At 66.8% G+C, this 24,322-nt stretch carries 22 protein-coding genes and 1 pseudogene; 12 read left to right on the plus strand and 11 right to left on the minus strand.

All coding sequences use genetic code 11. The features are described from left to right. The first annotated feature begins 9 nt into the window (after positions 1 to 9). The 3 genes from ACWDTD_RS09125 to ACWDTD_RS09135 all read left to right on the plus strand — a co-directional run bounded on the left by ACWDTD_RS09125 (position 10) and on the right by ACWDTD_RS09135 (position 4,996). Positions 10 to 2,586, plus strand: a complete 2,577-nt coding sequence (locus tag ACWDTD_RS09125; RefSeq protein ID WP_449746780.1) for a DUF4118 domain-containing protein — start codon at positions 10 to 12, stop codon at positions 2,584 to 2,586. Next, the gene (locus ACWDTD_RS09130) at positions 2,583 to 3,278 is read left to right on the plus strand and encodes a response regulator (protein WP_449746781.1); all 696 of its coding nucleotides are present in this window, start codon (positions 2,583 to 2,585) and stop codon (positions 3,276 to 3,278) included. The genes ACWDTD_RS09125 and ACWDTD_RS09130 overlap by 4 nt, the downstream gene beginning before the upstream one ends. Positions 3,279 to 3,661: 383 nt before the next feature. Beyond that, positions 3,662 to 4,996: an MFS transporter gene (locus ACWDTD_RS09135; RefSeq protein WP_449746994.1), complete on the plus strand. Its 1,335-nt coding sequence runs from the start codon at positions 3,662 to 3,664 to the stop codon at positions 4,994 to 4,996. A gap of 119 nt (positions 4,997 to 5,115) precedes the next feature. On the opposite strand, the gene ACWDTD_RS09140 is transcribed toward ACWDTD_RS09135, so the two are convergent. From ACWDTD_RS09140 to ACWDTD_RS09150, 3 genes are read right to left on the minus strand one after another with little or no spacing between them, the layout of a single operon-like run. Next, positions 5,116 to 6,285, minus strand: coding sequence for a M20 family metallopeptidase (locus ACWDTD_RS09140; RefSeq protein WP_449746782.1), 1,170 nt, complete (start codon positions 6,283 to 6,285; stop codon positions 5,116 to 5,118). Then, positions 6,282 to 7,526 (minus strand): aminotransferase-like domain-containing protein, encoded by a 1,245-nt coding sequence (locus ACWDTD_RS09145; protein WP_449746783.1) that lies wholly within the window; start codon positions 7,524 to 7,526, stop codon positions 6,282 to 6,284. The genes ACWDTD_RS09140 and ACWDTD_RS09145 overlap by 4 nt, the downstream gene beginning before the upstream one ends. A gap of 7 nt (positions 7,527 to 7,533) precedes the next feature. Continuing rightward, positions 7,534 to 8,727: a M24 family metallopeptidase gene (locus tag ACWDTD_RS09150; RefSeq protein WP_449746784.1), complete on the minus strand. Its 1,194-nt coding sequence runs from the start codon at positions 8,725 to 8,727 to the stop codon at positions 7,534 to 7,536. Positions 8,728 to 8,967: 240 nt separating this feature from the next. Between ACWDTD_RS09150 and ACWDTD_RS09155 the strand changes: the two genes are divergently transcribed. The 5 genes from ACWDTD_RS09155 (at position 8,968) to ACWDTD_RS09175 (ending at position 12,538) form a co-directional block, all read left to right on the plus strand. After that, positions 8,968 to 9,987 (plus strand): D-2-hydroxyacid dehydrogenase, encoded by a 1,020-nt coding sequence (locus ACWDTD_RS09155; protein ID WP_449746785.1) that lies wholly within the window; start codon positions 8,968 to 8,970, stop codon positions 9,985 to 9,987. Positions 9,988 to 10,012: 25 nt separating this feature from the next. Next, positions 10,013 to 10,879, plus strand: a complete 867-nt coding sequence (locus tag ACWDTD_RS09160) for a hypothetical protein (protein WP_449746786.1) — start codon at positions 10,013 to 10,015, stop codon at positions 10,877 to 10,879. 39 nt (positions 10,880 to 10,918) lie between these two features. Further along, on the plus strand, positions 10,919 to 11,500 hold the full coding sequence (gene pyrE / locus ACWDTD_RS09165) for an orotate phosphoribosyltransferase (protein ID WP_449746787.1): 582 nt from the start codon (positions 10,919 to 10,921) through the stop codon (positions 11,498 to 11,500). A 3-nt stretch (positions 11,501 to 11,503) separates the two neighbouring features. Next, positions 11,504 to 12,184: a TrmH family RNA methyltransferase gene (locus ACWDTD_RS09170; RefSeq protein WP_449746788.1), complete on the plus strand. Its 681-nt coding sequence runs from the start codon at positions 11,504 to 11,506 to the stop codon at positions 12,182 to 12,184. 126 nt (positions 12,185 to 12,310) lie between these two features. Next, entirely contained in the window at positions 12,311 to 12,538 is a 228-nt protein-coding gene (locus tag ACWDTD_RS09175) for a zinc ribbon domain-containing protein (RefSeq protein WP_449746789.1), read from the plus strand. A 69-nt stretch (positions 12,539 to 12,607) separates the two neighbouring features. Here the strand turns inward: ACWDTD_RS09175 and ACWDTD_RS09180 are convergent, their stop codons facing one another. The 4 genes and pseudogenes from ACWDTD_RS09180 to ACWDTD_RS09195 form a co-directional block, all read right to left on the minus strand. Beyond that, a complete protein-coding gene (locus ACWDTD_RS09180) occupies positions 12,608 to 13,435 on the minus strand; it encodes a maleylpyruvate isomerase family mycothiol-dependent enzyme (RefSeq protein WP_449746790.1) in 828 nt (275 codons plus the stop codon). Further along, positions 13,338 to 14,155 (minus strand): annotated as a pseudogene (locus tag ACWDTD_RS09185) (fumarylacetoacetate hydrolase family protein). Before ACWDTD_RS09185 ends, ACWDTD_RS09180 begins: the two are co-directional and overlap by 98 nt. A gap of 3 nt (positions 14,156 to 14,158) precedes the next feature. After that, a complete protein-coding gene (locus ACWDTD_RS09190; protein ID WP_449746995.1) occupies positions 14,159 to 15,196 on the minus strand; it encodes a cupin domain-containing protein in 1,038 nt (345 codons plus the stop codon). Between the two features lie 159 nt (positions 15,197 to 15,355). Further along, positions 15,356 to 16,207: an IclR family transcriptional regulator gene (locus ACWDTD_RS09195; RefSeq protein WP_449746996.1), complete on the minus strand. Its 852-nt coding sequence runs from the start codon at positions 16,205 to 16,207 to the stop codon at positions 15,356 to 15,358. A 13-nt stretch (positions 16,208 to 16,220) separates the two neighbouring features. Between ACWDTD_RS09195 and ACWDTD_RS09200 the strand changes: the two genes are divergently transcribed. Next, positions 16,221 to 17,480, plus strand: a complete 1,260-nt coding sequence (locus ACWDTD_RS09200; protein ID WP_449746791.1) for an MFS transporter — start codon at positions 16,221 to 16,223, stop codon at positions 17,478 to 17,480. A gap of 49 nt (positions 17,481 to 17,529) precedes the next feature. Then, positions 17,530 to 18,747, plus strand: a complete 1,218-nt coding sequence (locus ACWDTD_RS09205; RefSeq protein ID WP_449746997.1) for an FAD-dependent monooxygenase — start codon at positions 17,530 to 17,532, stop codon at positions 18,745 to 18,747. A 22-nt stretch (positions 18,748 to 18,769) separates the two neighbouring features. On the opposite strand, the gene ACWDTD_RS09210 is transcribed toward ACWDTD_RS09205, so the two are convergent. Together ACWDTD_RS09210 and ACWDTD_RS09215 are read right to left on the minus strand one after the other, a co-directional pair. Next, positions 18,770 to 19,459, minus strand: a complete 690-nt coding sequence (locus tag ACWDTD_RS09210; RefSeq protein WP_449746792.1) for a DedA family protein — start codon at positions 19,457 to 19,459, stop codon at positions 18,770 to 18,772. 76 nt (positions 19,460 to 19,535) lie between these two features. Next, positions 19,536 to 20,243, minus strand: a complete 708-nt coding sequence (locus tag ACWDTD_RS09215) for a VTT domain-containing protein (RefSeq protein ID WP_449746793.1) — start codon at positions 20,241 to 20,243, stop codon at positions 19,536 to 19,538. 155 nt (positions 20,244 to 20,398) lie between these two features. Here ACWDTD_RS09215 and fbaA point away from each other — a divergent pair, with 155 nt between their 5' ends. After that, the gene (gene fbaA / locus ACWDTD_RS09220) at positions 20,399 to 21,433 is read left to right on the plus strand and encodes a class II fructose-bisphosphate aldolase (protein ID WP_449746794.1); all 1,035 of its coding nucleotides are present in this window, start codon (positions 20,399 to 20,401) and stop codon (positions 21,431 to 21,433) included. A gap of 55 nt (positions 21,434 to 21,488) precedes the next feature. On the opposite strand, the gene ACWDTD_RS09225 is transcribed toward fbaA, so the two are convergent. Together ACWDTD_RS09225 and ACWDTD_RS09230 are read right to left on the minus strand one after the other, a co-directional pair. Next, positions 21,489 to 21,896 carry a hypothetical protein gene (locus ACWDTD_RS09225; protein WP_449746795.1) on the minus strand — a complete coding sequence of 136 codons (408 nt, stop codon included), beginning with the start codon at positions 21,894 to 21,896 and terminating at the stop codon, positions 21,489 to 21,491. Further along, positions 21,893 to 23,809 (minus strand): Rv0361 family membrane protein, encoded by a 1,917-nt coding sequence (locus tag ACWDTD_RS09230; RefSeq protein WP_449746796.1) that lies wholly within the window; start codon positions 23,807 to 23,809, stop codon positions 21,893 to 21,895. The genes ACWDTD_RS09225 and ACWDTD_RS09230 overlap by 4 nt, the downstream gene beginning before the upstream one ends. 13 nt (positions 23,810 to 23,822) lie before the next feature. On the opposite strand from ACWDTD_RS09230, the gene ACWDTD_RS09235 reads away from it, so the two are divergent. Further along, positions 23,823 to 24,131, plus strand: coding sequence for a hypothetical protein (locus ACWDTD_RS09235; protein WP_449746797.1), 309 nt, complete (start codon positions 23,823 to 23,825; stop codon positions 24,129 to 24,131). The last annotated feature ends 191 nt before the right edge of the window (positions 24,132 to 24,322 follow it).

The raw sequence follows: 24,322 nt of genomic DNA on the forward strand, positions 1-24,322 counted from the left end.
CTCGGCTGCATGGGCTCGGATACGGACACCCGGGGAAGGCTGGAGGTCTTCCTCGGGTGCGCGCCCGGAGTGGGTAAGACCTACGAAATGCTGTCGCAGGCAAGGGGTCTGATCGACGAGGGCGTCGACGTGGTGATCGCCGTCGTGGAATCGCACGGGCGTTCGGCCACTGCCGCGCTGACCGACGGAATCGAGCAGGTTCCCCGTCGACCCGTCGAGTACCGGGGCGCTGTGCTCGAAGAGATGGATCTCGACGCCGTCCTGGCGCGTCGGCCACGCGTCGCCCTCGTGGACGAGCTCGCGCACACCAACGCGCCCGGGTCGCGGAATGGCAAGCGCTGGCAGGACATCGAGGATTTGCGTGATGCCGGTATCGACGTGCTGACGACGGTGAACATCCAGCACCTCGAGAGCCTCAACGACGTCGTCGCACAGATCACCGGGGTGATCCAGCGCGAGACCGTGCCGGATTCGGTGGTCCGCGCAGCAGACCAGATCGAACTCGTGGACATCGATCCGCAGGCGCTGCGCCAACGTCTCAGTGCCGGCAAGGTGTACCCGACGGGGCGCATCGACGGCGCGCTGAGCAACTACTTCCGGCAAGGCAACCTCACCGCACTTCGTGAGCTGGCTCTGCTCTGGCTCGCCGACCGCGTCGACGACACGCTGGCCGACTACCGCGCCACACACGCGATCACCGAGACGTGGGAAGCACGTGAACGAGTGGTGGTGGCGATCACCGGTGGACCGGAGTCGGCGACCCTGATGCGACGCGCGAGCCGGATAGCGTCGCGGTCGAGTGCCGAACTCGTGGTGGTGCACGTGGTCCGCGGCGACGGGCTGGCCGGCGACCCCGCAGCCGACATGGCCCGACTACATGACCTGGCAGCAGGATTCGGTGCTCGTATCCACACGGTGGTCGGCGACGACATCCCGTCGACGCTGCTCGATTTCGCCCGTGGCGTCAACGCCACCCAACTGGTGCTCGGAACATCCCGCCGCCCGAGATGGCAGCGACTCTTCGACGAAGGGGTCGGCGCCGCGGTGGTCAGCCGCAGCGGCAAGATCGACGTCCATATGGTGACGCACGAGGAGACGCGGCGACGCAACCGCCTCGACATCCGCGACACGCGTTTTCATCGGCCGCTGAGTTGGGCGGCGGCCGTCGTGGTGCCGGTGGTGATGACCAGTGTGTTGGCCCTGTTGGACCGGTGGCTCGGGTTCGCGTCGGAGACCGCGCTCTACTTCGTCACGGTGCTGGCGGTGTCGCTACTCGGTGGCGTGGGGCCCGCGGCACTCTCGGCATTGGTGAGCGGACTGCTGCTCAACTACTTCTTCACCGACCCACGATTCACCTTCACGATCGCCGAACCCGACAACCTCATCACCCTCCTGGTGATGTTCGTCATCGCGATAGCGGTTGCCGCGCTGGTTGATTCGGCATCCAACCGGCGACGGCAGGCGCGGCTGGCCACCCGTGACGCAGAGCTGCTGGCGCTGTTCTCCGACACCGTGCTCGGCGGCGCCGACGTCGCCGGACTCCTCGACCGCGTGTGTGAGACCTACGACCAGACGGCCGTCTCGATTGTGCAGCGCGCCATGGGTTCTGCTCCGCAGCTGGCGGCGTCGGTGGGCGACGATCCACCGGTGCGAGCCGATGGTGCCGACACCGTCTGCCCGATACCGGGCGGAGAGTACGAATTACTGTTGCGCGGACCGAAACTCGGCGGGCGTGACCGTCGCGTGCTGACGTCGGTGGCGATGCAGGCCGCGGGCGCGGTGCAGCGGCAACGGCTCGAACGTGAGGCGGCAGATGCGCGGGCGCTCGCGAAGACCGATGAGATGCGGCGAGCGTTGCTCTCGGCGGTGAGTCATGACCTGCGCACCCCGCTCGCCGGCGCCAAGGCCGCGGTGTCGAGTCTGCGCAGCGACGAGGTGACGTTTGGGCCCGAAGACACCGCGGAACTGCTCGCCACCATTGAGGAGTCGATCGATCAGCTCTCCGCGCTGGTCGGCAACCTGCTGGATTCGTCGCGGCTGGCCGCCGGTGCCGTGCGGCCGCGACTGGTGCGGACCTATCTGGTGGAGGTGGCGCACCGCGCCACCGCGGCGGTGACCCGGCTGGAGGCCACCGCACCCGAGGTCACATTCGTCTTCGACGAGATGTGGGCGTTCACCGACGGGGGGCTGCTCGAACGGGTGCTGGCCAACCTCATCGACAACGCGATCCACCACGGCGGCGGCCGCGTCGAGGTGCACGTGGCACGCGATGCGTCCGATGTCGAGGATCAACGTTGCGTGATCCGGGTGATCGATCACGGCGCGGGCATTCCCGTCGAGCGCCGGGCGGAGGTGTTCGGCGCCTTTGTCCAGGGTGGTGACCGCAACGGGTCCGATGGTGGTGTGGGCCTGGGGCTTTCGGTTGCCGCGGGCTTCGTGTCCGCGCTCGGCGGGGCCCTCGGCGTCGAGGAGACCTCGGGGGGTGGCACCACAATGGTGATCTCGCTGCCCATGGAGCCATCGCCGGACTCTGCGGCGCTGCTTGACTCGAGGTCGGAGACGGTGCACGGCGAGGTGGCACCGTGAGCGACAAGACGCGGGTACTGGTGGTCGACGACGAACCACAGTTGTTACGTGCGTTGCGGATCAATCTCGCCGCCCGTGGTTTCGCGGTGACGACGGCGTCGACCGGAGCGGGCGCCCTCATGGCCGCTGCCAAGGAGAATCCGCAGGTGGTGGTGCTCGACCTGGGCCTGCCGGACATCGACGGTTTCACCGTGCTGGAGGGGCTGCGCGGCTGGACGAACGTGCCGGTCATCGTGCTGTCGGCGCGCGGGGAGTCGGTGGACAAGGTGGCCGCCCTCGACGCGGGTGCCGACGACTACGTGACCAAACCCTTTGGCATGGACGAGTTCATCGCGCGCCTGCGCGCGGCGGTCCGACGAGGTGTGGCCGCGCCCGACGCGGTCGAGGCGCCGATGGTGGACGCCGGGGCGTTCCGCGTCGACCTGAGCACCAAGCAGGTCACTCGCCACGGCACACCGGTGCACCTGACACCCACCGAGTGGGGAATCCTGGAATTGCTGGTACGCAATGAGGGAAAGCTGGTGGCGCAGCGCGATATTCTCGCCGCGGTGTGGGGTCCCACGTACCTCAACCAAACCAATTATCTCCGTGTGTATCTGGCGAGTCTGCGGCGCAAACTCGAAGACGACCCGGCCCATCCGGAGCATCTGCTCACCGAGGCGGGTATGGGGTATCGCTTCGTGCGTACCTGACCGCGGTCGAGCGGATTCGCTCACCAGGAAAGTTGCCTACTGCAAGCAACAGCGGTAGTTTCGACCGTTGTTGACAAGTAAACCGAGGTCGGCGTCGGTGCCGACCTCGGAGTCAGTTGCGGACCTGCGGTAGGCGGTGGACGGTATCGCCTGTCAGGTGCGGCACCGATCGTCGCGTCGGTGCGTCAGACGTCGAGCGAGCGTCGAAGATCCCAGGAGTGACCGAACAGCCGCAGGCGTACCCGGTTTCACCAGATTTCGCTGAACGAGGGATGTAGCACACGGCCCTTGTGACCCCACGGCACGCGATGCTCCCCCTTTTTCCGACCGTTCACTGAGAGGTAGGCATGAGTGAGAATCCGGATTCCGGTACGCCGGACCGAATGCATGACGAGAACTCCACAGATGATTCGACGTTGCGCAAGGCGATTGCGGCGTCCGCGATCGGCAACGCGACGGAGTGGTACGACTACGGCGTTTACGCTGCGACGGCCACATATCTCACCACCGCATTCTTCCCCGGTGAGCTGGGCAGTCTGGGAACGATGCTCGGATTCGCCATCTCGTTCATCCTGCGTCCCGTCGGCGGCTTCATCTGGGGTCCGATCGGTGACCGGATCGGCCGAAAGTCCGTGCTGGCTCTGACGATCGTGCTGATCGCGGGTGCAACAGCACTGATCGGCGTACTCCCCACCCACGCGGTGGCAGGGGTCTGGGCCCCGGTACTACTGATCCTGTTGCGCGTTGTCCAGGGCTTCTCGACGGGAGGCGAGTACGGCGGCGCGGCCACCTTCATGGCCGAGCACGCCCCCGACAACAAGCGCGGAAAGTACGGCAGTTTCCTCGAATTCGGCACGCTGGCCGGGTTCGTCATGGGATCGGCCATCGTTTTGGGACTCGACCTGCTTCTTTCCGACGAGGCCATGCAGTCGTGGGGTTGGCGACTGCCCTTCTTCGTCGCATTGCCCCTCGGCCTTGTCGGCTTGTACCTCAGGACCCAGGTCGGCGAGTCGCCGGTGTTCGAAGAACTCGAGGACGAGCACAAGCTCGAGAAGTCGCCGGGGCAGGAGATCGTCGATCTGGTCCGCGAGTACTGGCAGCCGGTGCTGATCATGTTCGGCATGGTCATCGCACTCAACGTGGTGAATTACACGCTGCTGGCCTATCAACCGACGTATCTCGAGTCCACCATCGGCATGAGCACGGACACCTCGACTGCGGTGATCCTCATCGGCGAGTTGGTGATGATGCTGGTGATTCCGTTCTTCGGCGCGTTGTCGGATCGCACCGGGCGAAAACCACTGTGGTGGGCGTCGCTCATCGGCCTCTTCGTGCTGGCGCTGCCGATGTACTGGATGATGGGTCAGGGATTCGCCCTCGCGATCATCGGGTTCGTCGTGCTGGGCCTGTTCTACATTCCGCAGCTGGCGACGATCTCGGCGACGTTCCCCGCGATGTTCCCGACGCAGGTGCGGTATGCGGGTTTCGCGATCTCCTACAACGTGGCCACCGCCGCATTCGGTGGTACGGCTCCGCTGGTGAACGACGCGGTGGTCAAGGCCAGTGGTTGGAACCTGTTTCCCGCGCTGTACATGATGATCGCCTGTGCCATCGGCATGGTGGCGTTGGTGTTCCTGAAGGAAACCGCCGGAGTGTCGATCCGCGGGACCGGGGTGCCGAGCAAGGAGCGCGATCTCGAGATGGCACGCGCAGCCTAGGGCACGCTCGACTCGATTGTGGGCACGCTCGACTCGGATGTGGGCACGCTCGACTCGGTTGTGGGCACGCTCGGCGCGGTTGTGGGCACGCTCGGCGCGGTTGTGGGCACGCTCGACGGTCAGCCGAGCAGGCGTAACGCCATGTGGGTGTAGGCACGCGCGGCGGTCACCAGGTCGGCGATGGCCACCGACTCGTCGGGTTGGTGCGCGTCGGCGTTGATGTCGCCCGGGCCCAGCACGATCGCGGGCACACCGAGATCGCGACTGATGAACCCACCGTCGCATGCGGCTGTCCAACCTCCCACCGAGACAGGGTGATCGAGCGCGGCCAGCGCGTCGGAGGCGGTGGTGACGAGCGAATGTGCTGCGGCGGTGGAGAATCCGGGCATCTCCATGGTGACGCGCACCTGCACTCCGATGCCGTCGGAGTCGATGCCGGCCGCCGAGATTCGCTCACGCAGGTCGTCGGCGATCCGGTGAGCGTCCTCGGTCGGTAGCAAACGGCGGTCGATACCCAGCGAGCACATCGGTGCCACTACCGAGATCCCTTGTCCGCCAATGATTGTGCCCACATTCCAGGTTCCGGTACCGAGGAGCGGATCCGGGGCGAGATCGAGACGAGCCTGGTCGGCGCGGATCAGTTCGATGATCGCGGCAGCAGCCATGATCGCGCTGCGCCCGTCGGACGGTCGTCCGGAATGCGCTGCGCGGCCGGTGATGTCGATCTCCAGATACGATGCGCCACGGCAGCCGCGGACAACCTGCAGGTTGGTGGGTTCGGCGACGACGCAGCCGAGGAACTCTGTGTCGATCGGGCCGCCGATGAGATCGCGAACGCCGGAGCCGTGTTCTTCCTCGTCGACCGTGCACACCAGTTGCACAGGCCCCGACAGTCCACCCGGCGCCGACGCGAGCGCCGACATCGCGGCGACGACCGCGGCCAGCCCACCCTTCATGTCGGTGGCGCCGCGACCGTAGAGTCGGCCGTCGGCGCGTCGCACCCGGTAGGGGTCGCCGGTCCAGCCCGGTCCGGCGGGCACCACGTCGGAGTGACCGAGGAACATCAGGCCGGGGCCATCGCCGCCGGGCAGTGTGGCCGTCAGGTTCGGCCGTCCGGGCGCGACCTCCCATGTGGTGACCACGAACCCGGCTTCGCGGCAGGCCTCCTCGAGCACCGACACGGCGGCGGCCTCGGTGCCGCCGGGATTCTCGCTCGGGGCCTCGATCAGCGACGTGGTGAGCGCCGTTATCTCCTCGGCCGAGATGTGCGCGAATGCCGGGGTGGTCACCCTGACATCTTTGCGCAGCTCTCCGCGAGGCGCCGAACGCCCTCGTCGATCCGGTCGGGGGTGCTCGAGGCAAAGCACAACCGCATGGCGTTGCGGAAGCGGCCGGTGGGCGAGAGCGCAGACCCGGGGATGAACGCGACACCGTCGGCGAGCGCCACGTCGAACAATTCACGGGTGTCGATGCCGGCGAGGTCGCCGTCGAGCGTCACCCAGAGGAAGAAGCCGCCCTCGGGGTCGGTGGCACGCACCTGATCGCCGAAGTGGCGGGCAAGTGCGTCGCGCATCGCTTGCTTGCGTGTGCGGTAGAGCGTCCGTAGACCGCGCAGGTGCTCATCGAGGCCCCCGCGGGAGATGTACTCGGCGACGATGTGCTGGTTGGGGACGTTGGTGCAGGTGTCCATCGCCTGTTTGCCGTTGATCAGCAACTGTCGCAACGAGGGGTCGGCGTCGACCCAGCCGACCCGCCATCCCGGTGCCAGGATCTTGGAGAACGTGCGCACCGAGAAGACCAGCGGATCGGCCGGGCTCAGTGTCTGGAAGGTGGGGATGTCGGCGCCGGCGAATCGCAGCAGACCGTAGGGGTCGTCGTCGATGATGACCGAGCCCCACTGGTGGGCGAGCCGCAGTAGTTCGCGGCGCCGTTCCTCGCTGAGGGTGACGCCGGACGGGTTCTGGAAGGTCGGGATGGTGTAGATCGCCTTCGGGGTGCGGCGGGCGCGGGTGACGAGTTGTTCGAGGGTGTCGACCTGCATGCCGTCCTCGTCGACGGGGACCTCGAGGAGTTGCGCGCCGTAGGACAGCGCCGTGGCGCTGCCATTGGTGTAGGTGGGGGATTCGACCACGACGAGGTCGCCCGGGTCGATGAAGAGCTTGCCGGCAAGGTCGAGTCCCTGCATGCCGCCGGTGGTGATCACCAGGCGGTCGTGTGTCGAGGGGTCGGGGGTGGTGGCCAGGTAGTCGACGAGCAGTTGCAGCAGGCGTGGTTCACCCTCGGTGGCGCCGTAGGTGAACGACGAATTGTCGAGGATTTCGCCGGCGATCCGGCGGAACTCGTCGGCCGGTACCGCCTCGTCGGCAGGCGAACCCATTGCGAAACGCACGATGTCGTGTGTCTGCGACGCGAGCAGCGACGTCGACGAGTCGATCATCGAGCCGACGAGATCCTTGGCTCGTCCGGCGAGCGGCAATGTGGGCGCGCCGCGGCGCAGGTCGTGTAGGGACTCATGGGTGTCGGCGGTCATCGTCGGCTCACTTCCGGATCAGGTCACGCGGGAAGGTGGTGAAGGTCTCCACCCCGCTGGGGCTGACGCGCACCGACTCCGAGAGTTCGAAGCCGTAGTCGTCCATCCACATACCGCAGATGATGTGAAAGGTCATGTTGGTCTCCAGGATCGTTTCGTCTTCGGTGCGGACGCTGATGGTGCGTTCGCCCCAGTCGGGTGGATAGCCGATTCCGATGGAATAGCCGAGCCGGGAAGGCTTTTCGAGACCGTACTTTGCCAGCGTCCAATTCCAGGTGGAGGCGAGTTCGCGGGTGGCCACACCGGGGCGGATCGCGCTGAGCACGTTGTCGAGTCCTTCGGCGGTGGCCTTTGCGACATAGTCGAGATCCTTGGTCGGGGTACCGAGCGCGACGGTGCGGGCCAGTGGTGTGTGGTACCGATTGTGTGCTCCCGCCAACTCCACCACCACCGCCTCGCCGTCGGCGAAAGTGCCCTGATGCCAGGTGAGATGCGGGGTATCGGCGGCGGCGCCGGTGGGCAGCAGGGGCACGATCGCGGGATAGTCGCCCCCGAACTCGTCGGTTCCGGTGATCTGCGCCATCGAGATCGCTGCAGCGGCATCGCATTGCCGCACACCGACATCGATGGTGTCGACGGCTGCTCGCATCGCTTCGGAGCACACCATGCCGGCCTGTCGCATGAGTTGGATCTCGGCGTCGGATTTCACCGACCGCACCCAGTTGACCAGTTCGAAGTTGTCGACGAGCTTCCACTCCGGGATGGCGTTGAACAATGCGCGATATGCTTTGGGGGAGAAGAAATGCGAGTCCATCTCCAACCCCACCGACCCGGCCCGTGAGGCGGGTGCGATGAGATGACGTTGTCGAAGCGCCCACGCCACCCAGTCGAAGGGATGAACATGCGGTCGGTGGACGTAGTTCTCCGGGTAGCCGACGATCTGCTCGGCCGGAAGCCACGAGGTGCGGTGCGCCCCATGGGCATCCATCTCACGAGCGAAGAACACCATGTGACCCTCGATCGGCACGAACAGCATCTGCGGGGTGTAGAACGACCACGCGTTGTACCCGATCAGGTAGAAGATGTTCGCCGGATCGGTGACGATGATCGCCGAAAGTCCCTGCAGGTCCATCCTTTCGCGAACACGGGTGAGCCGCTGTTGGTATTCGCTGTCGGTGAACAGTTGCGCGCCGAGGTACACCTACCGTCTCCTCGCCTGGGGGTTTCGGGCGGATGTCACCATCGGCGGGAGGCGGGAAGAGGATCGGCGACGGTCACGTGTCCACCGTGGGGGCGGATGGTCGGATTGTCAATCGGGGCGGATTGTGGGCACGCTCGACGGAAGTCTGGGCACGCTCGACGCGGTTGTGGGCACGCTCGACGGAAGTCTGGGCACGCTCGACTGGGATGTGGGCACGCTCGAGGGGTTACCGTGGGCGTCATGTTCCCCGACGACGCGGCGCCCGATCGGCCCGTGCTGGTGCTGCTCGAGTCGCCCGGGGCTCCGCCGCCGTACAACCTCGCCGAGATCGAGACGCTTGCCCGGGTGCGGCGGGCCACGGCCACCGACCTGCCGTCGGCGTTACCGGGCGCCGACATCCTGGTCCTCTGGGACTTCTTCTCCCGGGCACTGCGCGACAACTGGGGCCCGGCCACGCAGACGCTTCGCTGGGTGCATGTGTGCGCCGCCGGGGTGGATGCACTGCTGTTCGACGAACTGGCCGAATCCGACGTGGTGGTGACCAATGCGCGCGGCGTCTTCGACGTCCCGATCGCCGAGTTCGTGCTGGCATCGATCCTCGCCCGGGACAAGAAGCTGGCCGACTCCCGACGTTCACAGGCGGTACGCGAGTGGCACCACCGGGAGACCATCCGCACGCAGCACACCTCGGCCCTGGTGATCGGGACCGGGGGCATCGGGCGGGCGATCGCGCGGATACTGCGGGCGGTGGGAATCCGGGTCACCGGCGTCGGCCGTGTGGCCCGTGAACACGATCCCGACTTCGGCACCGTTCATCCGAGCGCCGATCTCGCGGCGCACGTGGGCCGGTTCGACAACATCGTCGCGGCAGCCCCCTTGACGGCGCAGACCGACGGGCTGATCGACGCGACGGTGCTGGCCGCGATGGCACCGCACGCCCACCTGATCAACGTCGGCCGCGGTCGCCTCGTCGACGAGAACGCACTGGTCGATGCGCTCCGGAGCGGTCGCGTCGGCCACGCCTCGCTCGACGTGTTCGCCACCGAACCACTCGCCGCCGACAGCCCGCTCTGGGGCCTGGACAACGTCGCGATCTCCGCGCACATGAGCGGCGACGTGGTGGGCTGGCGCGACGAACTGGCCGACCAGCTGCTCGGCAACCTGCGCATATACCGACGCACTCCACCCGGTGATCTGCCCGCGGCACTGCACAACGTGGTGGACAAACGACGCGGCTATGTCGTGCAGAGCACACCGTGAGTGCCCTGAAGTAGGCTGTAGCGCGATGACCATCGTCTATTTCGTGATCGCAGCCCTCGCGCTCGCCGGCGCGGTGGCCCTCCTGTGGCTCGATCGTAAGCGTTCTTCCGAGCAACGGCACCAGCGCGCGGTGTGGGGCGACACCCACGATTTCAAGTTCCGCAGCTCGGACACCAAGCTGCGCAAGGCCTTTCACCGCGCGACGATGAACGTTCCGGAGAGCGTCGAGGCGCGCGATGTGGCATACGGGCATTTCGGCGGGGCCGAGGCGGTGGTGTTCGACCTCGCAGAGACGGGCACCGTGATCGCGGTACGGCGTTCGTCGCCGTCGAAGGTCATCGTCGACCTGCGCCACGAGGACGTCCTGGCCCCCGCGGAGGACGACGTGGAGTTGCTCGGCGCGATGGGGCCGCGCGTCATGTTCTCGAACAACCTCGACGTGGCACGTCGGGTCTGCGACCGACGGATGGTGGCCCTGGCCAACAACGCGCCCGCCTACATCGAAGTGCTGTGGAACGAGGGCAACTGGGCGCTCGGCTCGATGCCGCTGACCGAGGACCCCACCGAACTCGACACCGGCCTGGAAGTGGTGCGACGGTTCGCCGACCTGCTACGGGTGTTGCCGCCGGTCCGTGACCCGCAGGATTCGCCCGACCCGCGCGACCCGCACGGCCCGATCCGCGCCGAGCTGGCCGACGAGAAGACCGAATCGATGCGTGACAAGAACCGCCGCGCCGCGCGTGCCGAGGCACCTGCACGCGACAGCAGCCCGCGTGAAACCACCTCGACCGGACGCGGGATGAGTCCGATGCCGGTGCGGCGCGGCTCGCGAACCTCGCCGCCGGACGAGACCCAGCCGCCCGAGCGACCCAACCGCCACCGCCGCGACTAGTCACGTGCGGCCGATGCACGATGTGAGAGAGAGCCGACCGTGACCTCGTCAACACCTTCCGCACCGTCCACCCCGCCTGCGGTGAATCCCGACGACCGCGCCGCCCTTGCGCGCCTGGTCGCCGAGTTGTCGGTGGTGCACGGACGGGTGACGCTGTCGTCGGGCCGCGAAGCCGATTACTACGTCGACCTGCGCCGGGCCACACTGCATCACGAGGCCTCCCCGCTGATCGGTCGCCTCATGCGTGAGCTCACGTTCGACTGGGCCTACACCTCTGTCGGCGGTCTCACCCTGGGCGCCGACCCGGTGGCCACCGCGATCATGCACGCACCCGGCCGGCCCATCGACGCGTTCGTGGTGCGCAAGGCGGCGAAGGCGCACGGTATGCAGCGCCGTGTGGAGGGTCCCGACATCGCCGGCAAGACCGTGCTCATCGTCGAGGACACCAGTACCACCGGCGGGTCACCGTCGACCGCGGTCGAGGCGGCACGCGAGGCCGGCGCCACCGTGGTGGGGGTGGCCACCGTGGTGGACCGGGCCACCGGCGCCGACGAGGTCATCGGCAAACTCGGCGTTCCCTACCGCTCGCTGCTCGGGCTCGCCGACATCGGGCTCGCCTGAGCCGTGACGATCGACGGCCCGGAGGACTCCGGTCCCGGCCCGACGGAATGGCAGGCCGGTGCACCGGTGGGAGTGGGGCCGTGGGCCGACGAGCACGACGGTCCGCCGCCGGACGATCCGCGCTACGACCCGACGCTGCTCGCCGAGGGTGACACCCGCAACGTGGTGGACGCCTACCGGTACTGGACGCGTGAGGCGATCGTCGCCGACATCGATGCCCGCCGGCATCCGTTTCACGTCGCCATCGAGAACTTCGCGCACGACGCCAACATCGGCACCGTGGTGCGCACGGCCAATGCGTTCGCGGCCGCCGCGGTACACATTGTGGGACGGCGTCGATGGAATCGCCGCGGCGCCATGGTCACCGACCGCTATCAGCATCTCGAACACCACGAGGACGTGGACGCGTTGATCGCTTGGGCGAGGGACCGGGGACTGGCGGTGGTGGCCGTCGACAACACCCCGGGCGCACAGCGCCTCGAGTCCGCCGACCTGCCGCGTGCCTGTGTGCTGCTTTTCGGTCAGGAAGGCCCCGGCGTGAGCGCCGATGCCCAGGCCCGTGCCGACCTGACCGTGTCGATCGCACAATTCGGGTCCACTCGCAGCATCAACGCCGGGGTGGCGGCGGGCATCGCCATGCATGCGTGGATTCGGCAGCATGCCGATCTCGGCGCAGCCTGGTAGGTGCGACAACGAGTCCTAGGACCCTGGCATATGCGTCACCAGCGGCGAAACGTCGAAGATGAACACGTCGGAACAGGGGAGAGGGTGATATCTGTGGTCACGCGCTGTGAGAGCTGCGGCCTACCGGTGCACTCGTACAGGTACTGCGCGTATTGCACCGACGCCAACGGCGACCTGATGGACTTCGACGACCGGCTGACATCGATGACGGAGGAATGGCAGGCCGAGCACGGCCACCTCACCGTGGAGGACGCTCGGCAGGCCGCCCGGGAGTACATGGCCTCGATGCCGGCCTGGCGCAACCATCCGCGGGTCGTGGGAGTGCGCCGTCAGCCCTCCTCGGATCAGGCCTGATCGGTCGACGTCGGTGGTTCGGTGGTCGCCGGTGAGACGGCCACGTCGCACAACCACGTCAGACGGCGGTCATAGCCAGCGCGGAGCGGCGAGATCGGTGACCGAGTTCGCTCGCCCGGCCATCCATGCCACGACGTCGGCCAATGAACCCTCGACAATGCTGCGGGTGCCTGCGACGTCGGGGTCCAGCTCAATCGTCGCGTCCGGCGTGACCAGTCGGATCTCGCCACCCGTGCCGGACCGTCGCCATGCGCTCACGATGTCGGAACGCAGATCGAGCAGGACCGGCTCACCGAAATCGGCGAAGCTGACACCGTTGTCGAGGTCGACCGAGTGAATCCAGACCTCGCGGCTGCGCATCCAGATCACCTCCGATACAGGGACTGTGCGGCCCTGGGCAGTACGCACCTGGGCATTCCACCGGTCTGCGGGCAACGACCGCCACGCCTCATCGAGCCGGGCCGCCGTGTGATCGACCAAACTGCGTAGCGCCTGCGCCGGTAACGTCGAACCGTTCTCGATCTCACTGTTGCGCTGCTCTGCAGAGGAATACATGGGTGATTCGGTGCCTGAGGCCGCCCACGACATCAGATTGCACAGTGCCGCAGCGTTGTAGCCGACGTGTGCCACCAGGTGAGCGCGCGACCACTCCGCCAGAAGGGACGGTTCGCGGAGTTCGTCGTCGGTCAGTCTGGCCAGGTTCTGCACGAATACGCCGGTGCCCTTGCGCGCCAACGACATCTGTTCGTCGCGAGAGAGCTGGTGAAATCCGGTGTCGGCGGCGCACATCGTGCCCACGCTACTTGACAACGGTCTTGTTCCGAACAGAGCCCAGACCGCCGATGGTGACTTCGACGATCTGACCGTCACCGATGTAGCGGGCGGGTGTGCGGGCATGACCGACACCACCGGTGGTACCGGTATCACCACGTCGCCGGGATGCAGGGTGACGATGTGCGAGATGTACTCGACGAGTTGGGCCGGCGTGAACACGAGGTCGTCGGTGGACGATTCCTGCATCACCTCGCCGTCCAGCCGGGTTTCGATGCGGCTGCCGAGTTGGTAGTCGGTGTCGAGCCAGGGGCCGAATCCGCTGGTCTTCTCGAAGTTCTTGCCCTGATCCCATTGCAGCGTGCGGTACTGATAGTCGCGCATGGTGTAGTCGTTGATCACCGAATAGCCCGCTATGTGGTCGGCGGCCGTCGCGGCGTCCACCTGATAGGCCTCTGCGCCGATGACGAACGCCAGTTCGGCTTCCCAATCAAGCTGTCCGGCAGCATATTCCGGAACGATCACGTCGTCGTACGGACCGGTGAGCGCGTCGGCGACCTTCAGGAACAGGGTGGGGAATTCCGGCAGCTCGCGTCCCATTTCCTTGATGTGCGACGCGTAGTTGAGTCCGACGCAGAACATCTTGCCGGGCGCGGGGACCACCGGGGCATAGTCGAGATCGTCGACGGCGATCACGTCGCCCGCGGCTGATTCGGCGATCTCGCGCCAATCAGTCTGGGCGAGAAGAGTGCCGACGTCTGAGTAGCCGTCGATCACGGTGGCGGCGGTGTCGTCGACGCGTGCGGCTACGGTGCGGCCGGCGAGGCGGATGGTGGAAATTCTCATGTTTCAGGCTCCCTGGATTCGTTGGACGTGAGTGCGGTCGAAGTGCAGACGCTCCATGATCGGGGCGTCGGAGAAGGTGAACAGATCGATTCCGGAGTCGGACGCCACCGACCACGGCACCCACGACGGGATGACGACGAGGTCGCCGGTGGCCAAAGCCGAGGTCTCGTCGCCGAGCCGGATCTCACCGGCGCCGTCGAAGACCTGGAAGACGGTGGAACCGACGTCGCGGCGGACGGTGGTCTCGGTGCCCGCACGCAGGCGGTGGAACTCGGCTCGGACGGTGGGCATCACGTCGCCACCGGTGGTCGGGTTGGTGTAGCGCACCGCGGCGTGACCCGGCTCGACTGTCGATGCGAAGCCCTCGGACTCCAGTGAGAGTTGTTCGCGAAGTGCGGCATCGGTGTATTCCCACCGGTAGCAGGCGATCGGCGAGCTGGTCTTGGCGTCGATCCCGACCAGTGGACGAAGACCCGGGTGAGCCCAGAGACGTTCGGAGCGCGAGATGTTGGGCGTCGATAGGTCGGTGACACCGTCGGATCCGTATTCGAAGAAGCCGGTGTCGGCGTAGAAGCTGAACGGGATGTCGAGGCCGTCGATCCATGCCATCGGCTGATCGGTCTCGTTGTGATGTCCGTGGAAGTTCCAGCCGGGGGTCAGCAGGAAGTCTCCGCGGCGCATGGCCACCGGATCGCCGTTGACGACCGTCCACACGCCCTCACCCTCGACCACAAAACGAAAGGCGTTCTGGCTGTGGCGATGCTCGGGCGCGGTCTCGCGCGGACCGAGGTACTGGATGGCGGCCCACAGTGTGGGGCTGACGTAGGGCCGACCGCCGAGTCCGGGATTGGCCAGCGCGATGGCGCGACGTTCGCCGCCGCGACCCACCGGCACGAGGTCGCCGGCCTGTTGGGCGAGCGGCAGCAGGTCGGACCACCGCCACACGAAAGGCACGGCCTGCGGATTCGGCGACATGGGCATGAGGTCGCCGATCTGGGTCCACAACGGCGTGAGGTGGTTGGCCTCGAATGCTGCGTACATGGCGTCGAGTGCCGCGTCATCGTCGCCGGTGGACTCGGTCGTCGCCGGAGTGATGGTGCTCGTCATCGCTTTCTCCCTGTGCTGTGTGATGAATCACTGTCGTCGACGCTAGAACCGGGGCCGTCGATATCACGACAAGTTTCTGCACAGCGGAAAAGTTCAGGGCTCGATGTCGGCGACGTCGATCTCGATCTCGCGAACGCACCGCCGGATGTGGCCGATGATGTGACCGCGGGCGTGTTGTTCGTATCGGTTGACCGGAACCGCCACGGTCACCGCGCCCAGGTCGAGTCGCCGTCCGTTGTGGATGACCACGCCGAATGCGCACACCCCGTCCTCGGACAGTTCGACGTTGAGCCCCACGCCGGCCTCCCGGACGCGGGTCAACTCGTCGCGGAACCGGGCGAACTCGTCGGCTGTCAGGCGCGGATCGGAATCGTCTGCGACCTCGGATGCTTCATTCGGCTCCAGATCATTTGGCCTCAGATAGAGCTGAGCGAGTGTGGTCTCGTCGAGGTCGGCGAGCAGTGCGCGACCCCCCGCCGTCCGATGGGCGTCGAGAACCTGACCCTGGCGGTCGCCGACACGCAGCATGCTCGACGATTCCGACGTGTAGAGAAATCGGGCCTGGGTGCCCACGCGGATGACCAGGTTGGTGGTCTCGCCGGTGAGCGCGGCCAGCGCGTCGATATGCGGTCGCGCGCGGTCGGTGAGATCACGGGTCCATCCGTGGCGCGCCGGACCTGCGCCCATCGCGGGACCCGGGTGATAGACCCGATGCTCGTCCTGGACGGCGAAACCCCGATAGACCAGCATTGCGAGCAGTCGGTGCGCGGTGGAATTGGCGACACCGAGTTCGTGCGCGGCGTCGGAGAGGCGCAAGGTGCCGCCGTCGCGGAGCAACTCGAGCAGGCGCAGTGCGTTGTCGACCGAGGCGATGGTGTACGACGGACGCTCGATCCTTCTTTTCTGCACAGAAGAACTATATTGGTAACCCTGTGTGGTGGCCATCACTCTTGCGTTCATGACTGATTCACAACACACAATCGGCGGAGCGCAGGGCGCGCTGCACCGTCATGGGCTCACGGATCGCCGCGCGGCGATCACGGTCGTCATCTGCTGGCTCTTCGTGGTCTTCGACGGATACGACCTCATCGTCTACGGCAACGTCATCGGCAGCCTGCAGAAGGAATGGGGCATCAGCGCCTCCACCGCCGGCACCCTCGGTAGCCTTGCCTTCCTCGGAATGATGGTCGGCGCGATACTGGCCGGACGACTCTCTGATCACGTCGGTAGGCGTCGCGCCATCATCGGTTGCGCGGTCGTGCTCTCGGTCTTCACCGCGGCCTGCGCATTCGCCACGGGCCCGACGACCTTCGGTATCCTGCGATTCCTGGCGGGACTCGGCTTGGGTGGACTGGTTCCGACGTCGAATGCGCTTGCCGCCGAACTTGTTCCGGACAAATGGCGGGCACCGGTCGCGACGATGATGATGTCGGGTGTCCCGCTGGGCGGGTCGGCCGCGGCACTGATCGGCATCGGCGTGATCCCGCAGTGGGGCTGGCGGCCGATGTTCCTGTTCGCGCTGGTGCCGTTGGCTGTGCTGGTCCCGTTGGCGCTCAGGTTCTTTCCCGATGCGCGGGTGGTGGCCGCCACATCGACGTCGGCGGGATTCCGGGTGTTGCTCGGCAGCCGGTATCGGGTGGTCAGCATCTTGTTCGCGCTGGCAACCGTCTTCACACTGTTGGCCTGGTACGGGCTGGGGACGTGGTTACCCAAACTGATGCAGTCCACCGGCGCCAACCTCGGCAGCGCTTTGACCTTCGCCCTCGCACTCAACCTGGGCGCCGTCGCCGGATCGGTGATCACGGCGTTCGCCGGCGCCCGTTACGGCGCGATCCGGACCGCGATCATCGCCGCACTCATTGCCGGTGGCGCCCTTCTGTTCCTGTTGGCGTCGCCCACGGTTGGCGTCACCTACCTGATCTTCGTACTCGCCGGAGTCGGTACCCACGGCACACAATGCCTGATCATCGCAGCTGTTGCGTCGAGTTACCCGAGCCACCTGCGCGGTACCGCGCTCGGCTGGGCGCTGGGCGTCGGGCGCATCGGCGCGGTGGCCGCGCCCCAGCTGGGTGGCTGGCTGATCGCCGCCGGACTGGGCGCGTCGTCGAACTTCGTGATGTTCGCCCTGAGTGCGCTGATCGCGGCCGGTTTCCTCGTGGGGGTCGCCAAGGTGATGCGCCCGAGCACGGTCGCCGAACCCTTGCTGGCTGCGGCCTGAGCATCGAATCAACCTCATCAACAACACGTTTCACCACGATCGGAGAATCATCATGGCACTGTCGAACTCACGGATACTCGTCGCAGGTGGCGGTATCGGAGGTGCGGCCGCAGCACTGGCGCTGGCGCGAAAAGGAGCGTCGGTCACGCTCTATGAACGGGCATCGGAATTCGGAGAGGTCGGCGCCGGCCTACAGATCGGCCCGCACGGTGCCCGCATACTGGCGTCGTGGGGGATACTCGACGATGCGCTCGCCCGCGGCGTGGTGCCCGGAAACCTCGTTTTCCGCGACGCCATCACCACTGAGGAGTTGACCCGCGTCGATCTCGGCAGAGACTTTCAAGCCCGCTACGGCGGACCGTATTTCGTCATCCATCGCAGCGACCTACATGCGTTGCTGATCGAGGCGGCGCGGGCGGCGGGAGCCGAATTGCTCACCGGACAGACCGTCGAGGACGTGATCAGCACCGGCGATGGCGCCGAACTCATCACCGCTGACGGCATGGTGCACGCCTGCGACGTCGTGCTGGCCATGGACGGCATCAAATCCCGGTTGCGCACCAAGCTTTCCGACGACGAGCCGGTAGCGTCGGGTTATGTGGCCTACCGGGGCACATTCCCCATCTCCGAAGTGCCCGACGCTGCGGCGATCACCGATGTGGTCGGCTACATCGGACCGCGCTGCCACTTCATCCAGTACCCGCTGCGCGGTGGGGCGATGCTCAACCAGGTGGCCGTCTTCGAATCGCCCGGCTACCTCGCGGGTCACGAGAATTGGGGTGGCCCAGAAGAACTCGCACATGCCTACGATCACTGCCACGCAACCGTACGGACCGCTACCGACCATCTGTGGCGCGACCGCTGGTGGCCGATGTATGACCGCAATCCCATCGACAACTGGGTCGACGGTCGGATGATCCTGCTCGGCGACGCCGCCCACCCGCCGCTGCAATACCTGGCGTCGGGTGCGGTGATGGCCATCGAGGACGCAAAGTGCATCGCCGACTACGCCGAAGCCGAACTCGCCGTCGGTGGTCGGGATGCCTGGGATCGGACGTTGGCCGCGGTCAATGCCGAACGCGCACCGCGCTGCAACCGCATCCTCACCACCGGGCGGATGTGGGGTGAACTCTGGCATCTCGACGGTGCCGGACGGATCGTGCGCAACGAACTATTCAAGACGCGCGACACGTCGAGCTACAAGTACACCGATTGGCTGTGGGGCTACTCGAGTGAGCGTGCCCCGGTCGCTGCGCTGGCCGGATGACGTGACCCCCAGACGCCTGGGGTCAGGCGGCGGTGTCGGGAGCGGCGCGCTTGGCGGCGCGTCGCCGGCGATACCACTCGGCGAACATCGGGGCCACCGAGAGCACCACGATGAGGATGAAGATCGGTTCGATGAGTTTCTGCACGATCTCGAAGCCGCCCAGCCAGTATCCGAGCAGCGTGACGCCGACTCCCCAGACGATCGCGCCGGCCACGTTGTAGATGGCGAAGACCACCCAGTTCATGCGGGCGGCGCCGGCCACGATGGGTGCCAGGGTGCGCACGATGGGCACGAACCGGGCCAGGAAGATGGTGATCGGACCGTGGCGGTCGAAGAATTCGTGTGCCTCGGTGAGGTAGCGCTGTTTGAGGAAGCGGGCGTCGGGGCGGAACATCTCGGTGCCGACGAACCGGCCGATCCAGTATCCGATCTGGCCGCCGATGATCGCGGCGATCGGGATGAAGACGAGGAGTTGCCACAGCGAGGCGAACTTGTCGATACCGTCCTTGCCCCCGGCGGCCACCACCATGCCGGCCACGAACAGCAGCGAGTCGCCGGGCAACACCGGGAACAACACGCCCGACTCGATCAGGATCACCAGCAGCAGGCCCCAGAACGCCCAGGCGCCGAACCAGCTGAGGACGTTGATGGGGTCGAGGATGCCCGGCAGGGCCACGGTGGTGGTGCTTTGGGCGAGCACGGAGCTGATCACGGGTCACCAGGCTACGCGTGCAGGCGCCCCGGCAGCCATGCGGTGGCTGTGAGAACGCTGAGGCCGCGGACGGCGATCAGGCGACGGGCTCTTCGCTGACGGGTTCTTCGGTGACGGGGCGGCGCGACCGGAGGAACCGTTTGACCACCTCGGAAATGATCGGCAGCACCGAGACGAAGACGATGAGCAAGAAGATGTAGTCGACGTTGTCGCGGATGAAGTCGATCTGCCCGAGGAAGAAGCCGAGAAGGGTGACCCCGGCTCCCCACACGACGGCCCCGACCACGTTGTAGACGACGAACACCGAGTAGCGCATGTTGGCGGCACCGGCGACCAACGGCGCGTAGGTGCGCACGATGGGCACGAATCGCGCCAGGAAGATGGTGATGGGGCCGTGTTTCTCGAAGAACTCGTGGGCTTCGACGATGTAGCGCTCCTTGAGTACCTTCGCGTCCGGCCTGAACAGTGAATATCCCGCCCGTTTACCGATCCAGTACCCCACCTGGTCGCCGAGGAACGCGGCGATGGGAATGGTCACGAGCAGCACCCACAGCGGTGCGAACGGTTCGATCTCGGCCGACTTCGCCGCCACGATCAGGCCCGCGGTGAACAGCAGTGAATCACCGGGGAGCAGCGGGAACAGCAGACCGGATTCGATGAACACCACCAGCAGCAGGCCCGCCAGAATCCACGTGCCGAAGGAGTTCAGCAGGTTGACCGGGTCGAGGAATCCGGGCAGCAACGCGAGGTTTGTCGTATTTGCGGCGATCGCGAAGTCTGTCACGGGGACCCAGGATAGCGGTAGTGCCTGATTGCTTCCTGTGACGACAGGCCGAAGTGGGGACGCCGTGTGGTGGGCAGGCGTGGGCGGCACTTGCCATACTGAGGAGGAGTGAGCGGCTCGCAGAGGGCCGACCCTTTACCGGTTGGAGGACTGAAGTGCCCATAGCAACCCCTGAGAAGTACGCCGAGATGTTCGAGAAGGCGAAAGCGGGGGGCTATGCATTCCCCGCGATCAACTGCACCTCGTCGTCGACGATCAACGCCGCGATCAAAGGTTTCGCCGACGCCGGCAGTGACGGCATCATCCAGTTCTCCACCGGCGGTGCCGAATTCGGATCCGGCCTGGGCGTGAAGGACATGGTGACCGGTGCCGTCGCGTTGGCCGAGTTCGCCCATGTGGTGGCCGCCAAGTACGACGTCACCATCGCGCTGCACACCGACCACTGCCCCAAGGACAAGCTCGACACCTACGTACGCCCGCTGATCGCGGTCAGCCAGGAACGCGTCGACGCCGGCAAGGACCCGCTGTTCCAGTCGCACATGTGGGACGGCAGCGCCGTACCGATCGACGAGAACCTCGAGATCGCCAAGGACCTGCTCGCGAAGACCGCGGCCGCCAAGATCATCCTGGAGATCGAGATCGGCGTGGTCGGCGGTGAAGAGGACGGCGTCGAGGCCGAGATCGACGACAAGCTGTTCACCACCCCCGAGGATTTCGAGAAGACCCTTGATGCGCTCGGTATCGGCGACAAGGGCATCTACCTGCTGGCCGCGACGTTCGGCAACGTCCACGGCGTCTACAAGCCGGGCAACGTGAAGCTGCGCCCGGACGTGCTCAACACCGGCCAGGAGGTGGCGGTGAAGAAGCTCGGACTCCCCGAGGGTTCCAAGCCGTTCAACTTCGTCTTCCACGGCGGGTCGGGCTCGCTCAAGAGCGAGATCGAGGAGGCGCTGAGCTACGGCGTGGTGAAGATGAACGTCGACACCGACACCCAGTACGCCTACACCCGACCGGTGGCCGGGCACATGTTCTCCAACTACGACGGTGTGCTGAAGATCGACGGTGACGTGGGCAACAAGAAGGCCTACGACCCGCGTGTGTGGTCGAAGAAGGCCGAGGCGAACATGAGCGAACGCGTCGTCGAGGCGTGCACCGACCTCAAGTCGGTGGGCAAGTCGATCAGCGCCTGATTCGTTCCGGCCGGCCGGGTGGATGCCCGGCCGGCCGCGCGCGGGTTTTTGGGGCTCAGAGTGTGAGCAGACCCAGCAGCACGATGAGCGCGAGGGCGATCATCGCCGCGGCGGCGACCATGACCGCCGGGTCGATGCGGTGCCGTTGTGATTTCGACGCCGGTCGTGCGCGACGCGCGGAGTGCGCGGCCGGTGTGCTGACGTCCGCGGGCGTGGCGGCGCGAGGCGCTCGTTCGGGCACGAAGTACCCCTCGTGATGCGCTGGATTCGGCCGTGCCCGTCGGGGGTGCGCGTGAGCGATCTGAGTGGGGGGAGCCTGGGGATGGGGAATGTGGGCGTCGAGGGGTTGGGTCGGCGCCGTCGCGGCGTCGTCGCCGATCACCCAGCCGCCCGGCCGTGCTCCGGCGCGTGGCTCGTATCCGTATCCGCCCATGCTGTCGCCCGACCCCGACCCGCGCGTCACTGCGGCGTGCAGACCTTCCAGCTGTCGCCGACCTTCTGCAGGTTGATGGTCACCGTCTGCGCGTTGTCGGGTTTGCTGGTCTGATAGGCGACCACCTCGACCACCGCACGTGAGCCGTCGTCGGTCACCTTGGCCGCCTTGACGTCGCCGGTGCGGACGAGTTCGTTGCGTGCCTTCTGCGACGCGTAGATCTTCTGGAAATCGGCGTCGTTGACATTGGTGTAGAACTGGTTCTCCTGCCCGCACGTGATGGAACGCAGGGTGGACAGATCGCCTGTGTACAGGGCCGAGGAGAACTCCTGGGCGGCGCTTGCCGCCTGGTCGGCGGGTGCCTCCGGGCGAGCGTTCAGATAGGCCCATACGCCGCCGACCACAGCCGCCACCACCACGATCAGCGCGCCGACCGCGGCCAGGATCTTCTTGCCACGTCCGCCACCGGCCGTCTTCGTGGTGGTGCCCGTGGCCGACGGGATGACCTGTGGTTTGTGCGGCGTGGTGGACCAGCCCTGGGTGGCCGCGCGGCCCGGCGCTGCGGTTTCAGGTGCTCCGGTCTCTGGTGCCGCGGCAGCGATGGCCTCGGTGGGGGCCTCCGACGCGTCAGCGGATTCCGCGGTGGGCTCGTCGGTGGTGGGCTCGTCGGTGACGGCCTCGTCGGTGGTGGACTCGTCGGCGGTGGACTCGGAGGTGACGGCCTCGTCGGCGGTGACTGCCTCGTCGGCGGCAGCGACTGTCTCGGTTTCGGGCGCCTCGTCCTCGACGGTCTCGGTTTCGGGCGCCTCGCCTGGCTCGCTCTCGTCGACAGGTGCGTCCTCGTGCGTTCCCGTCTCGTCGGCCGCTGTCTCGTCGGCCGCTGTCTCGTCGGCCGCTGTCTCGTCGACGGCTGCCTCGTCGGTCGCTTGCTCCTCGGGCTCCGCCTCGGCAGATTCCGCCCCGTCGGATTCCGCCTCCGCAGGTTCCGCCCCGTCGGATTCCGCCTCGTCGGATTCCGCTACGTCACCAGGTGCTTCGGTCTCTGCCGCCTCGTCGGATTCGCTGGTGGCGGTATCGGTTTCGCCGTTGTCCGCACCCTCGTCGGACTCGGTGTCGGGTTGGGCTGTCCCAGCCGGCGCGGCCGCTACCTCTTCGTCCCTGGCTTCTTCGTCCCCAGCCTGCTCGTCCCCGGCCTGCCCATCCCCGGCCTGCTCGTCGACAACCTGCTCATCCGCGGTGTGGTCATCGTCGGCCAGTGCGGCTCCGGCGACCGCGGCCCCTGCCACCGCCGCTCCCGCCACCGCCGCTCCGGCGACCGCCGCCGACCCGCCGGTCTCGTCGTCGGTCTCCGAGTCGGTGACTTCTGTCTCGTCGACTTCTGTCTCGTCGGCCTCGGGTGCTTCCTCGCCGGTCTCGGTGGTTTCCTCGGTGGTTTCTGCCTGAGTGTCCGGTGTCTCGGCCGCCTCGGCGGGTTCTTCTTCCTCAGGGGCCTCGCCGTCGGCGCTGCCACTGTCGGTTTCGGTGCCGCCCGTGATGTCGACCTCGTCGAGATCGGGCATGTCGGAGGTGTCGGGGAGGTCCGAGCGCGGAATCACCGTGGTCTCTTCGGAACTCGGCGACGCCGTGCCCGACACCCGCGGACCGGCGGCGTGCGCGTCGTCCTGCTCGGGGGCCTCGGCTTCCTCGTCGGTCCGGGCTGCGTCCCGGGAGCCTGCGATCGGATCGATGTTGTCGAGGTCGTCCAACTCGCCGACATCGGGCAGTTCGTCGCGACGGATCACCTTTGTCGCGGAGTCGATGCCTCGGCCTCCCCGGGGCGTGGGTGCCTTCGGGGTGCCGGCGGAACCGTCGCCTGTCGGGGCTTCCACGATGGTGCCCTCGGCGCCGCGCTCATCCACCTGCGAGTCATCCTCCACGGACTGTCCGTCTCCCCCTGCGCGCACGCTGTCGGTCGTAATGGCCCCGGCTTCGGTCGAGCCGGTCCCCGTCGAACTCGTTTCCGCCGAACTGTCATCCACCGATGTGTTCGGCCCGCCGTCCGCGGCCGGGATCGGCGCCGTCGGCGGCGTGCTGAACGGCGTCGTCGGAGTGTCGCCCCCCGAGCCGGTGCTCTGCCCGTTAGGCTGCGGTGGCTTCACCGGTCGCGGCGACGGCGCTGCGGGCGCGGGACGGCGTGCGCTGCTCGTCTCCTCCCGACGTTCGGCGGCGAACTTCCGCAGACGCGAAAAGGCCTTGGTGACGGCCGACTTTCCGTCGCCGGACTGAGGCATCGCCGATCACCCGCTCTCGTAAGACGTCGTGGAATGTCGCGACATCCCGGCAGGGCAGCGTCGCGATCGAGTGCGCCATTCACCCTAGCGAACCAAGTGTGGGGGCAGCACCCGAGCAGACTACCCGCCGCGGCGCGCGCACGGGAACCGGCCGTGACGTCATCGGCGCAGCCGCAAGCGCGGTCA

This window comes from Gordonia sp. NPDC003425 (assembly GCF_053588635.1).

Excerpts from the sequence above, each read along its gene's own strand:
- ACWDTD_RS09235 (WP_449746797.1), top strand. The coding sequence starts at position 23,823 with ATGGCCCCGGCTTCGGTCGAGCCGGTCCCCGTCGAACTCGTTTCCGCC.
- ACWDTD_RS09125 (WP_449746780.1), top strand. The coding sequence starts at position 10 with ATGGGCTCGGATACGGACACCCGGGGAAGGCTGGAGGTCTTCCTCGGG.
- ACWDTD_RS09195 (WP_449746996.1), bottom strand. The coding sequence starts at position 16,207 with ATGGCCACCACACAGGGTTACCAATATAGTTCTTCTGTGCAGAAAAGA.
- ACWDTD_RS09190 (WP_449746995.1), bottom strand. The coding sequence starts at position 15,196 with ATGTACGCAGCATTCGAGGCCAACCACCTCACGCCGTTGTGGACCCAG.
- ACWDTD_RS09180 (WP_449746790.1), bottom strand. The coding sequence starts at position 13,435 with ATGCCCGCACACCCGCCCGCTACATCGGTGACGGTCAGATCGTCGAAG.
- ACWDTD_RS09135 (WP_449746994.1), top strand. The coding sequence starts at position 3,662 with ATGCATGACGAGAACTCCACAGATGATTCGACGTTGCGCAAGGCGATT.
- ACWDTD_RS09155 (WP_449746785.1), top strand. The coding sequence starts at position 8,968 with ATGTTCCCCGACGACGCGGCGCCCGATCGGCCCGTGCTGGTGCTGCTC.
- ACWDTD_RS09200 (WP_449746791.1), top strand. The coding sequence starts at position 16,221 with ATGACTGATTCACAACACACAATCGGCGGAGCGCAGGGCGCGCTGCAC.
- ACWDTD_RS09145 (WP_449746783.1), bottom strand. The coding sequence starts at position 7,526 with ATGACCGCCGACACCCATGAGTCCCTACACGACCTGCGCCGCGGCGCG.
- ACWDTD_RS09160 (WP_449746786.1), top strand. The coding sequence starts at position 10,013 with ATGACCATCGTCTATTTCGTGATCGCAGCCCTCGCGCTCGCCGGCGCG.